Source organism: Cupriavidus sp. 05N40 (assembly GCF_056397305.1).
Map to the genome: position 1 here is coordinate 90894 of NZ_JBFTND010000004.1, position 11588 is coordinate 102481.

Sequence of the window (11588 nt, forward strand, 5' to 3'; positions counted from 1 at the left end):
AGGGACGCCGCGGCGTCCCTTTTTCGTTGCCGCCCGCGCCCCTCAGGTACAGGCGCTGTTGGCCGCGTTCCTGGCCTGCACGTCGGCCGGAATCGGCACCGTCAGCGTCATCACCGAGCGGCCTTCCTCGAACATCATCAGCTCGCCCGGCGCGAAGGCGGTCCAGGTCTCGTTGTCGGTCAGCGGGGCGGTGGCGATGACCGCCACCCGGTCGTCCGGCGTGGTGACCTGGGCGAAATCGATCGAGAGGTCTGCATCGATCAGGTGCGCCGTGGAGAACGGCCACTGGCGCACGATGTAATAGAGGCGGGTGGAGCAATGCGCGAACAGGGCCTGGCCGTTGGACAGCAGGTAGTTGAACACGCCGTGCAGGGTGATCTCGCGCGTGATGTCGGCCAGCGCGTGGCAGAGTTCGTTGAGCGGCGGCTGCGAGCCGGGAAAGCGCTTGCGCAGACCCTGCATCAGCGTGCAGAAGGCGAGCTCGCTGTCGGTATCGCCGACCGGCTGGTAGACGCCGGACAGGAACGGCGAGAAGTTCTTCAGGTCGCCGTTGTGGGCGAAGATCCAGTGCCGGCCCCACAGTTCGCGCATGAAGGGGTGGCAGTTCTCCAGCAGCACGGTGCCCTGGGTCGCCTTGCGGATATGCGAGATGACGTTCTTGGACTTGATCGGGTAGCGCTTGATCAGGTCGGCCACGGGCGAGGTGCCGGCGGACTGGTTGTCGATGAACAGGCGGCAGGCCTTGTCCTCGAAGAACGCCACGCCGAAACCGTCGGCATGGTGGTCCGTGACGCCGCCGCGGGCGGCGAAGCCGGTAAAGGAGAACGTCACGTCGGTCGGCGTGGCGCAGTTCATGCCGAGCAGCTGGCACATGGCGGGGCACCGGACCGGCAGCGGGCTGCCGGATTGCAATAGAATGTTCCATTATCCGGCCAGCCCGGGTTATCTGCCAAGCGCATCGTTTTCCCGGGTTACCCCGGCCTACCCCGGCCTATCCCGGCATCCCCCGACCTCTTTCGTATCTGTATCTCTTTTGCGGGCCATTCGAGACATGAGCAAATACAAGATCGCAGTCATCCCCGGCGACGGCATTGGTACCGAAGTGATGCCCGAGGGGCTGCGGGTGATGGACGCCGCCGCGCGCCGGTTCGGCCTGGACATGCAGTTCGACCATTTCGACTTCTCCAGCTGCGACTACTATGCGCGGCACGGCAAGATGCTGCCGGACGACTGGTTCGACACCCTGGTCAAGTACGACGCGATCTATTTCGGCGCGGTCGGCTGGCCCGATGCCGTGCCCGACCATGTCTCGCTGTGGGGCTCGCTGCTGCAGTTCCGCCGCTCGTTCGACCAATACGTGAACCTGCGGCCGGTGCGGCTCATGCCCGGGATCCGCAGCCCGCTGGTGGACCGCGACGGCAACCCGCGCAAGCCCGGCGACATCGATTTCTACGTGGTGCGCGAGAACACCGAGGGCGAGTATTCCAGCATCGGCGGGCGCATGTTCCCCGGCACCGACCGCGAAGTGGTGATCCAGGAAACGGTGATGACGCGCACCGGCGTGGACCGCATCCTCAAGTTCGCTTTCGAGCTGGCGCAGAAGCGCCCCGGCAAGCATCTGACCTCGGCCACCAAGTCCAACGGCATCTCCATCACCATGCCGTACTGGGACGAGCGGGTCCAAGCGATGGCGGCGAACTATCCCGGCGTGAAGGTCGACAAGTACCACATCGACATCCTCACCGCGCACTTCGTCCAGCATCCAGACTGGTTCGACGTGGTGGTGGCCAGCAACCTGTTCGGCGACATCCTCTCCGACCTGGGCCCGGCCTGCACCGGCACCATCGGCATCGCGCCGTCGGGCAATATCAACCCGGACCGCACCTTCCCCAGCCTGTTCGAGCCGGTGCACGGTTCCGCGCCGGACATCGCCGGGCGTGGCGTGGCCAACCCGATCGGCCAGATCTGGTGCGGCGCCATGATGCTGGAACACCTGGGCCACGCCGACGCCGGCGCAGCCGTGCTCGGCGCCATCGAAAAGGTGCTGGCGGCCGGCCCGGAGCATGCCCCGCTGACCCGCGACATCGGCGGCAAGGCCGGCACGGCGGACCTGGGCCAGGCCATCGCAGGTGCGCTGTGAAGGCGGCCGACGCGCGCGCGCTGCTGCTGGAGACATTCCAGGCAGCGGTAGGGGCGGCCGATCCGCTGCGCATCGTGGCCGACCACCTGCCACCGCCCCGGCCGGGCGGCCGCACGCTGGTGGTGGGCGCCGGCAAGGCCGCCGCCTCGATGGCGCTGGCGGTGGAGCAGGCCTATGCGCGCCTGGATCCGACCCATGTCATCGAAGGACTGGTGGTCACGCGCTACGCCCATGGCCTGCCGACCGACCACGTGCGCGTGATCGAGGCCGGCCATCCGGTGCCTGATGAAGCGGGCGAGCGCGCCGCGGCCGAGATCCTGGCCCGCGTGGGCGCGCTCGGGCCCGACGACCGGCTGGTCGTGCTGGTTTCGGGCGGGGGCTCCAGCCTGCTGTCGCTGCCGGCCGACGGCATCGCCATGGCTGACCTCAAGGCCACCACGCAGGAGTTGCTGCGCTGCGGCGCGCCGATCACCGAGATGAACATCGTGCGCAAGCATCTCTCGCGCATCCAGGGCGGCCGGCTCGCCCAGGCCAGCCGCGCGCCGGTCACCACGCTGATTGTCTCGGACGTGGCCGGCGACGATCCGAGCGCGATCGCCTCGGGCCCCACCGTGGCGGACCCGAGCACCTATGGCGACGCGCTGGACATCCTGCGCCGCTATGGGGCCAGCGTGCCGCCCGTGGTGCGCCAGCACCTGGAACGCGGCGCGCGCGGCGAAGTGGCGGAAACGCCAAAGCCGGGCGATCCGCTGTTCGCCCGCGTCGACAATCGTGTGATCGCAACGGCGCATGGAAGCCTGGAGGCCGCGGCGGAGCGCTTCCGCGCCCAGGGCATCCAGCCGGTGGTGCTGGGCGACACCGTGACCGGCGAGGCGCAGGAAGTGGCGCGCGTCTACGCCGCGCTGGTGCGCGAGATTCGCACGTACAATGCGCCGTTCGCCGCGCCGGTGGCATTGATTTCCGGCGGCGAATGCACTGTGACGCTGCCCCAGGGCGGTGCCGCGGGCGGCGCCAGGCCGCGCGGCGGGCGTTGCTCCGAGTTCCTGCTGTCGCTTGCGCTGGAGCTCGATGGCGCGGGCGACGTGTACGCCATCGCGGCCGATACGGACGGCATCGACGGCTCGGAGGATAATGCTGGCGCGTTGCTCGACCCTTCGACGCCGGCGCGCGCGCAGGCCGCCGGCGCTCCGGCGCGCGCCCGGCTCGACGCGCACGACGCCTGGGGCTTCTTCGATGCCGCCGGCGACCTGGTGGTGACCGGCCCCACGCGCACCAATGTGAACGACTACCGCGCCATCCTGATTCTGTAATCCCCCGAGAAAGCGCCGGCCGCCAACGACGGCCGGCCATCCAAGCCATGACCCAGACCCTCACCATCACCCGCCCGGACGACTGGCACCTGCACCTGCGCGACGGCGCGGCACTGGCTGCCGTGCTGCCCGACACTGCCCGCCAGTTCGCGCGCGCCATCATCATGCCCAACCTGAAGCCGCCCGTGACCACGGTGGCGCAGGCGGCGGCCTACCGCGACCGCATCCTGGCCGCGCTGCCCGCCGGCATGGCATTCGAGCCGCTGATGACGCTGTACCTGACCGACAACACCCCGGCCGAGGAAATCGTCGCGGCCAAGGCCAGCGGCTTCGTGCACGGCGTGAAGCTGTACCCGGCCGGCGCCACCACCAACAGCGACGCCGGCGTGACCGACCTGCACCGCTGCGCGCCCGCGCTCGAAGCGATGGAGCGCGCGGGCCTGCCGCTGCTGGTGCACGGCGAGGTAACCGATTCCGAGATCGACATCTTCGACCGCGAAGCCGTCTTCATCGACCGCGTGATGACCCCGCTGCGCCGCGATTTCCCCGGCCTCAAGGTGGTTTTCGAGCACATCACCACCAAGGATGCCGCCGAGTACGTGCGCGACGCCGAAGGCCCGGTGGGCGCCACCATCACCGCGCATCACCTGCTGTACAACCGCAACGCCATCTTCACCGGCGGCATCCGCCCGCACTACTACTGCCTGCCGGTGCTCAAGCGCGAGATCCACCGCGAAGCCCTGGTGGCCGCGGCGGTGTCGGGCAGCCCGCGTTTCTTCCTCGGCACCGACAGCGCGCCGCACGCGCGCGGCCTGAAGGAACATGCCTGTGGCTGCGCCGGCTGCTATACCGGCCTGCACGCAATGGAGCTGTATGCCGAGGCGTTCGAGGATGCCGGCGCGCTGGACAAGCTCGAGGCATTCGCCAGCTTCAACGGCCCGGCCTTCTACGGCCTGCCGCGCAACGGCGGCACGCTCACGCTGACGCGCGAGCAATGGGAGCTGMCGGCCGAACTGCCCTTCGGCGACACCACGCTGGTGCCGCTGCGCGGCGGGGAAACGCTGCGCTGGAAGGCCAGCTGAGCCGCGCAAGCCCGGTGAGCAAGCCGGAGAGCGTCACGCTGGCGCTGGCCGGCGCCGTGGCGCGGATCGACTGGACCCAGCCCTGGTACCGGCCGTTTGCGCAATCCGGCACGGCGCTGTCCGGCGCGCTGCAGGACGGCGCCGACCTGCGCGCCGTGCTCAGCGAAATCAGCGCGCGGCTTGGCCTGTGCAATGCGCGGGGTTTGCCGTTGCGCTTCGTGCCCCAGGCCGAACTACCCGCCGGCACGGCCTACGAATCGCATATCCATGCCAGCGGCGCGGTGCCCACGCGCGACAACCTGCATGACTTCTTCAATGCGCTGGTCTGGCTGCATTTCCCGGGCGCCAAGCGTGTGCTGAACCGGCTGCAGGCAGAGGCGATTGCCGAGGCCGGCGTGCAGGAACGCCGCGGCGTCCTGCGCGATGCCGCCACCTTGTTCGACGAGAACGCCATCCTGTTCCTGAGTGTCGACGGCAGCCTGGCGGGCGCGCTGCGCGGCTTTGCCTGGCAGGAACTGTTCGTGGCGCGCCGGCTTGCCTGGGGCGGCAGCGGGGAGGGCGCGGCCCGTTGTGGCGTGGTGCCGTTCGGGCACGCGTTGCTGGAAAAACTGGCGCAGCCCTACAAGGCGTTGACCGCGCACGGCTGGCCGATGGCCGTTCCGCCTTCGGCGGACGGTGGGCTGCCCGCATCGCTGGATGCGGCTGTCGCCGCTTCGCTCGAATCCGCCGGGCTGCATGGCGGGCGTTTCGCGCCGCTGCCGGTGATGGGGATTCCCGGCTGGTGCGATGCCAATCGCGATCCCGCCTTTTATGCCGACACCGGCGTGTTCCGCCCCGGCCGGCGCGCGGCGGCGGCATGACCCGGGCGCGGCGCCGGGGTGACCGGCGCGAGGCCAAACGGTGTTAGACTGCGGGCCGCAAAGCAGGCCAGACAATCGCTGCTTGCACCGCAAGGTGCAAGGGGAGGAAAGTCCGGACTCCACAGGGCAGGGTGTTGGCTAACAGCCATCCACGGCAACGTGCGGAATAGGGCCACAGAGACGAGTCTTGCCGCCGGGTTCTCCCGGCGGGAAGGGTGAAACGCGGTAACCTCCACCTGGAGCAATCCCAAATAGGCAGGCATTGAGGCGGCCCGCTGAGCCTGCGGGTAGGGAGCTGGAGCCGGCCGGTAACGGTCGGCCTAGAGGAATGATTGTCACGTGCCGCTGGCCGCAAGGCTGGCAGCGCGCACAGAATCCGGCTTATCGGCCTGCTTTGCTTCTCGATTCTTCCGCCTTGCCGCGTTCGCGGCCCGGGCGTCGCGCGGCCGGTGTCCCGGCCGGCGCATCCTTTCCACGCTTTCCGCGCCTGCCGCACCCGCTTTCCGCGCCTTCAGGGCCCCTTACGCTTCCACGATTTCGAGCGTATGGGTGATCTCCGCCGTCTTGGCCAGCATGATCGAGGCCGAGCAGTATTTGTCATGCGACAGGTGGATGGCGCGCTCGACCGTGCCGGGGTTGAGGTTGCGGCCGGTCACCGTGAAATGGAAGTTGATGCGCGTGAAGACCTTCGGGTCCTCGCTCGCGCGTTCCGCTTCCAGCTTCACGCTGCAGCCGCGCACGTCCTGCCGGCTCTTCTTCAGGATCAGCACCACGTCATAGGCCGTGCAGCCGCCGGTACCCAGCAACACCATCTCCATGGGCCGCGGAGCCAGATCATGGCCGCCGCCTTCCCGCGCGCCATCCATCGCAACCACGTGCCCGCTGCCAGTCTCGGCCACGAAGGTCATGCCGTCGACGCCCATCCAAGTTACTTTGCATTCCATTTTGTTCGATCCTGCGCTTTAGTGAGTGCGTATTCGATCACGAACACGCGATTTCGAAACTTGCCTTTTGAGTATATGCCACCTGCCCTCGCGTGGTCGGAGCGGGTCGGATCCCTCCAAAAACCGAGGGTTTCCTCTAAGATGACAGTTTTGTGACACATGAAATCTGACGCAAGCTATTGATTTTTCTGGAYAAATGCCGATATCGGCAAGCTGCATCAATTTTTTACAATGCAAAATGGCATTCCGCACTGCAAATTTTCTTGCACCGCGGGAGCGCTCATGTATAATTTGAATCATTGAACGACGGCATGCAAGGCAAGCCAGAGTGCGAAAGCGAATCGCCAGGGAATTCCCGGCGGTTGTGCCGGCCGCACCGTCAGCCGGGCCCCGTCGATCTCCAAGTGTCTCCTCCACCCTCCTCCTTTGGTGGATTCAAACCCAAGCTCGATAGCTTGGGTTTTTTTTATGCCGCGCCGGCGCAGACCGGCCCCGCGCGGTGGTCCGGGAACATACCCCGGACGTCGCATGACGCCCCCATCTTGACGCAGGCCCGAGAGTTTGCTTGTGCCCCTGTCAAAAACCACAGTATAATCGTCGGCTTTTCCGTCATGCCCGCGGAAGAAGAATTCAGGGAGAGCCTGCACATACAAGCAGGGAAGGCCAGGTCCCAAGGACCGGCCGACGACGCTAGTCATCGATCATGTGATCGGTGCGCGTCACGTAACGGGCAGGTTCTACAAGTCTCAGGAAAAATCATGAAGACCTTTTCCGCCAAGCCTGCAGAGGTAAAGCGCGACTGGTACGTGATTGACGCGACGGACAAAGTCCTCGGCCGTGTTGCCAGCGAAGTGGCACGCCGACTGCGCGGCAAACACAAGCCGGAATTCACTCCGCACGTCGACACTGGTGATTACATCATCATCGTCAACGCAGCCAAGCTGCGTGTGACGGGTACCAAAGAAACCGACAAGAAGTATTATCGTCACTCGGGCTACCCGGGCGGCATTTACGAAACGACGTTCGGCAAGATGCAGCAGCGTTTCCCGGGCCGCGCCCTGGAAAAAGCTGTGAAAGGCATGCTGCCGAAGGGCCCGCTGGGCTATGCGATGATCAAAAAGCTGAAGGTTTACGCCGAAGCCGATCATCCGCATGAAGCACAGCAGCCCAAGGCGCTGGAAATCTAAGGGGGCCATCCATGATCGGAAATTGGAATTACGGTACTGGCCGCCGCAAGAGCGCCGTGGCTCGTGTCTTCATCAAGTCGGGCAAGGGCGATATCATCGTCAACGGCAAGCCCATCAATGAGTATTTCGCTCGCGAAACCTCGCTGATGATCGTGCGCCAGCCGCTCGAACTGACCGCCAACGCACAGACCTTCGACATCAAGGTCAACGTGACCGGCGGCGGCGAAACGGGTCAGGCCGGCGCAGTGCGCCACGGCATCACCCGTGCGCTGATCGACTACGACGCTGCACTGAAGCCCACGCTGTCGAAGGCTGGCTTCGTCACGCGCGATGCGCGTGAAGTGGAACGTAAGAAGGTTGGTTTCCACAAGGCGCGTCGTCGGAAGCAATTCTCGAAGCGCTGATGTGTGTCCGACGGGTCCGGGTCACCGGATTCTGTCGAGACGGAAAAAACCGCACGGTTCGCCGTGCGGTTTTTTTTTGCCGCCGTCCTGGCCGTTGTCTGCGACGCGGCAGGTTTTACGCGCGCTTTACAATTTCCATGCCTCTTCCCGGATACAATCCCGGCACTTCCCGCCAGGAGACCTGCAGATGACTCGACCGCCAGCAAGGCCGTATTGCGCTCCGATGCCGGTGTCGCCCGCGCGGGTCATGCGCGGCGCATGAGATATCGTCTGCTGCGTCCGCGCCGTGGCGCGCTGTCGCGGCCGCTGGCCGTACGCTCGCACCGGTCCTGGCCGGTGCGCGTGCTGGGCGCGGTGCTGATGGCGATCCTGCTCGCGGCGGCGGCGGGATGGGCATATCACGCCGGCCGGGGGCTCGCCGGCGCGGGTGCGGACATGAAGGTGGAGAACCGGGCGCTGCGCGAGCAGCTCGCCTCGATGTCGGCGCAGCGGGAGCGCCTGCAGGCCGTGGCCAATACCGCCGAGTCGCAGCTGCAGATGGCGCGCGGTGCCCAGGAAGGCCTGGTCCAGCAGCTGAAGGCGGCCGAAGGCGAGGTCGCCCTGCTCAAGGAAGACCTGGCGTTCTTCGAGAGCTTGCTGCCGGCAGGCGGCAATACCTCGGGCATTCATGTGCGGAGTTTCCGTGTCAGCCTGGATGAAGCCGACACACTGAAGATGCACTACCGATTGCTGGTGATGCAGGGCGGATCGAAGGCGTTTTCCTCGATGCCGGAATTTCGCGGTGAGTTACAGTTGGTGGTCTCGCTGATGCGGGACGGCAAGCCCGTCACCCTGAACCTGGACGAAGACCAGGCCGGCTCCTTGCCGGACCTGCGCCTGACGCACTACCAGCGCATCGAGGGAACGTTCCCCTTGCCCGCGGGCGCCGCCGTGCGGGCAGTGACGGTAAGAATTTTGCAAAACGGTCAGTTGCGCGCGACCCAGACGGCCATGCCGTAGGGCCGCGCGGGGCCGGCCACTCCAGAGGGGCGAAAGGACCTATGTTGTTTTCCAAGAAAAAGGGTTTGGCCATCGATACCCTGATCGGCCAGCACAGCGTGATCCAGGGCGACCTCACGTTCTCGGGCGGCCTGCGCCTAGACGGGCGCGTGCGCGGCAACGTGACGGCATCGGCTGACCAGGCAAGCATGCTGGTCATCAGCGAAAAGGGCGTGGTCGAGGGCGAGGTCCGCGTCGGGCACCTGATCCTCAACGGAACCGTGACCGGTCCCGTGCATGCATCGGAGCTGCTGGAGCTGCAGCCGCACGCGCGCGTGCACGGCGAAGTCCATTACGCCGCGCTGGAAATGCACCAGGGCGCGCTGGTGGAAGGGCGGCTGGTGCCGCTGGGCGTCAGCGAACCGAAGGCGCTGCCCAACCTGTCGCTGGCGAGCACCGCGCAAGGCTTGCCGGAAGCGGCCGAGGAATCGCAGAAAACCGCCTGATGGCGCACCTGCTGCGTGCAGGGAAGGCAGAAGCCCTTGAAGTTGCGGGGTTTCGGCACGATCTTCCCGGAGCGCTTAAAATACAGGCGTATCTAAATAGGAGAACCCCATGAACGCAGTCGCAGAGGCACCCGTAACCGAGGACATGCCGGCCCCGTTCGTCTTTACCGACAGCGCTGCCGACAAGGTCAAGCAGTTGATCGAGGAAGAGGGCAATGCCGACCTGAAACTGCGCGTCTTTGTGCAGGGCGGCGGCTGTTCCGGCTTCCAGTACGGCTTCACCTTYGATGAAGAAGTGAACGAGGACGACACCACCCTCAACAAGAACGGCGTCACGCTGCTGATCGACTCGATGAGCTACCAGTATCTGGTGGGCGCCGAGATCGACTACAAGGAAGACATCAACGGCGCGCAATTCGTGATCAAGAACCCCAACGCCAGCACGACCTGCGGTTGCGGCTCTTCGTTCTCGGTCTGACGTACCGGCGGCAAAGAAAAAAGCGCACTTCGGTGCGCTTTTTTGTTTTTCCGCCTTTTGCTCCCTGCCCAGGCCGGAGCTGGCCTACGGCGCACGGCGCCAGACCACGGGAAACCAGTCTTCGCGCATCCGCTCTCCATCGGCCAGCCCGATGCCGGGAAACGGCGGCGAGGTCCGTCCCGGGCGTCCCAGGTAACGCACGTCATCGCCGAGGAAGCGCGCCGAGAAGGCGCGGCGCCGCCCCGTCCCGGTGTTGCCCGCCGCGCCGTGCACGGTGCGGAAGTCGAACACCACCGCATCGCCAGGCTGCAGTTCCGGCGCCAGGAGCGCATGGCTGCCGTCTTCCACGTCGGGCATTTCCATGAACTTGTCCTCGCCCGCGTAGAAATTCTCATTGCTGGCCCAGCGCTTGGGCCGTACCAGCCGGGGCCAGCGGTGCGAACCCAGCACTACGCGCAGCGTGTTGGCCGTGGTGACCGGGTCCAGCGGTATCCAGTAGCTCGCGGTCTGCAGCCCGTCCACGCAGTAGTAAGGCAGGTCCTGGTGCCAGGGCGTGGGCTTCGCCGTGCCCGGCTCCTTGACCAGGATGTGCTCGTGGAACACCTGCACGGCAGCGGCCTGCATCAGCTGCCCGGCAATGCCCGCGGCCGGCGAGTGCCGGATGAATTCGGAGAACGGCGCAATGCGCTGCCAGTTGCAGTAGTCCTCGAAGAAGCGGCCGCGCTCGCCGTCGCCGACGTTCTCGATGGCAAAAGGCCCCGGGCTGGCGAGATTCTGCTCGAAGCCTGCGCGCAAGGTGGTCACCCACTCGGTAAAGGCGCCGCGCAGCACCAGCGCGCCGTCGCGCTGGTAGTTCTCGATATCGGTGGGGGATAGGGTCACGATGTTCCTGTGGGGGCTGGGCTGATGACCAAGTATCGTGGCGGCCGGGCAATAGGAAAACTATATATTTCCTATGCTGTAGTATAGGAAATCATGATTGGTTTCTCCTTCCGCCAGCTCGAATACTTCGTTGCCGCCGCCGAGCACGGCAGCATCAGTGCCGCGGCGCGGGCCCGGCATGTATCGCAGCCGTCGGTTTCGCTGGCGATCGCGCAACTCGAAGGCGTGCTCGGCGAGACCCTGTTCCGCCGCCAGGTCAGCCGCGGGCTGGAGCTGACGCCGGCCGGCCAGCAATTGCTTGGCCGCGCGCGCGACATCCTGGCGCTGGCGACGGGTCTCGCGGTGAAGGGTGGGGAGGGTGCGAGCGGGCGCGGCCTGAGCGGGCAGCTATCGCTGACCTGCTTCCAGGATCTCGGTGCTTACTATGCCCCGCGCCTGCTGGCCGGATTCCGCCGGCAGTACCCACATGTCTCGGTAACGCTGTTCGAGGCCGACCTGGCCGCCGTGCACCGTACGTTGAGCGCGGGCAAGGCGGAGCTCGCTCTGACCTATGACCTCGGCTTCGACCAGCGCATCGCGCGCTGGGTGGTGGCGCGGCTGGCACCGTACGCGCTGCTGCCGGCGACCCACGCGCTGGCGTCGCAGCCGAGCGTCAGCCTGGCCGAGCTGGCGGGTGAGCCGCTGATCCTGGAAGACATTGCGCAGACCCGCGAGTATTTCCTCTCGCTGTTCTGGGCGCATGGCTTGCGCCCGCGCCTGTACCAGTACACACAGACCTTCGAGATGCAACGCGGGTTGGTGGCGCATGGCTATGGCG

Annotated in this window: 13 protein-coding genes and 1 other RNA gene; 11 read left to right on the forward strand and 3 right to left on the reverse strand. The window is 66.2% G+C overall.

Annotated elements, in window-relative coordinates:
* Positions 1–42: 42 nt before the first annotated feature.
* A complete protein-coding gene (locus AC1DO7_RS02155; RefSeq protein WP_441613601.1) occupies positions 43–873 on the reverse strand; it encodes a class II glutamine amidotransferase in 831 nt (276 codons plus the stop codon).
* Positions 874–1051: 178 nt separating this feature from the next.
* Here AC1DO7_RS02155 and AC1DO7_RS02160 point away from each other — a divergent pair, with 178 nt between their 5' ends.
* The 5 genes from AC1DO7_RS02160 to rnpB all read left to right on the forward strand — a co-directional run bounded on the left by AC1DO7_RS02160 (position 1052) and on the right by rnpB (position 5792).
* Positions 1052–2140 carry a tartrate dehydrogenase gene (locus AC1DO7_RS02160; RefSeq protein WP_441613600.1) on the forward strand — a complete coding sequence of 363 codons (1089 nt, stop codon included), beginning with the start codon at positions 1052–1054 and terminating at the stop codon, positions 2138–2140.
* Positions 2137–3450 carry a glycerate kinase type-2 family protein gene (locus tag AC1DO7_RS02165; RefSeq protein ID WP_441613599.1) on the forward strand — a complete coding sequence of 438 codons (1314 nt, stop codon included), beginning with the start codon at positions 2137–2139 and terminating at the stop codon, positions 3448–3450. The genes AC1DO7_RS02160 and AC1DO7_RS02165 overlap by 4 nt, the downstream gene beginning before the upstream one ends.
* Before the next feature lie 47 nt (positions 3451–3497).
* Positions 3498–4532, forward strand: a complete 1035-nt coding sequence (pyrC, locus tag AC1DO7_RS02170; protein WP_477115740.1) for a dihydroorotase — start codon at positions 3498–3500, stop codon at positions 4530–4532.
* A gap of 14 nt (positions 4533–4546) precedes the next feature.
* The gene (locus tag AC1DO7_RS02175) at positions 4547–5392 is read left to right on the forward strand and encodes a DUF3025 domain-containing protein (RefSeq protein WP_441613597.1); all 846 of its coding nucleotides are present in this window, start codon (positions 4547–4549) and stop codon (positions 5390–5392) included.
* 59 nt (positions 5393–5451) lie between these two features.
* Positions 5452–5792, forward strand: an RNA gene (rnpB, locus tag AC1DO7_RS02180) — RNase P RNA component class A.
* A gap of 121 nt (positions 5793–5913) precedes the next feature.
* Here the strand turns inward: rnpB and AC1DO7_RS02185 are convergent.
* A complete protein-coding gene (locus AC1DO7_RS02185; RefSeq protein ID WP_441613596.1) occupies positions 5914–6336 on the reverse strand; it encodes an OsmC family protein in 423 nt (140 codons plus the stop codon).
* A 758-nt stretch (positions 6337–7094) separates the two neighbouring features.
* Here AC1DO7_RS02185 and rplM point away from each other — a divergent pair.
* The 5 genes from rplM to erpA all read left to right on the forward strand — a co-directional run bounded on the left by rplM (position 7095) and on the right by erpA (position 9889).
* On the forward strand, positions 7095–7523 hold the full coding sequence (gene rplM / locus AC1DO7_RS02190; protein WP_017226025.1) for a 50S ribosomal protein L13: 429 nt from the start codon (positions 7095–7097) through the stop codon (positions 7521–7523).
* 11 nt (positions 7524–7534) lie between these two features.
* Positions 7535–7927, forward strand: a complete 393-nt coding sequence (gene rpsI, locus AC1DO7_RS02195) for a 30S ribosomal protein S9 (protein WP_441613595.1) — start codon at positions 7535–7537, stop codon at positions 7925–7927.
* Between the two features lie 3 nt (positions 7928–7930).
* On the forward strand, positions 7931–8926 hold the full coding sequence (locus AC1DO7_RS02200; protein ID WP_441613594.1) for a DUF6776 family protein: 996 nt from the start codon (positions 7931–7933) through the stop codon (positions 8924–8926).
* 41 nt (positions 8927–8967) lie between these two features.
* Entirely contained in the window at positions 8968–9411 is a 444-nt protein-coding gene (locus tag AC1DO7_RS02205) for a bactofilin family protein (protein WP_441613593.1), read from the forward strand.
* Between the two features lie 109 nt (positions 9412–9520).
* Positions 9521–9889: an iron-sulfur cluster insertion protein ErpA gene (gene erpA / locus AC1DO7_RS02210; RefSeq protein WP_441613592.1), complete on the forward strand. Its 369-nt coding sequence runs from the start codon at positions 9521–9523 to the stop codon at positions 9887–9889.
* 84 nt (positions 9890–9973) lie between these two features.
* Here the strand turns inward: erpA and AC1DO7_RS02215 are convergent, their stop codons facing one another.
* Positions 9974–10771 (reverse strand): phytanoyl-CoA dioxygenase family protein, encoded by a 798-nt coding sequence (locus AC1DO7_RS02215; protein ID WP_441613591.1) that lies wholly within the window; start codon positions 10769–10771, stop codon positions 9974–9976.
* Positions 10772–10864: 93 nt separating this feature from the next.
* Between AC1DO7_RS02215 and AC1DO7_RS02220 the strand changes: the two genes are divergently transcribed.
* The coding region (locus AC1DO7_RS02220) for a LysR family transcriptional regulator (RefSeq protein ID WP_477115741.1) at positions 10865–11588 on the forward strand (724 nt) is incomplete at its 3' end.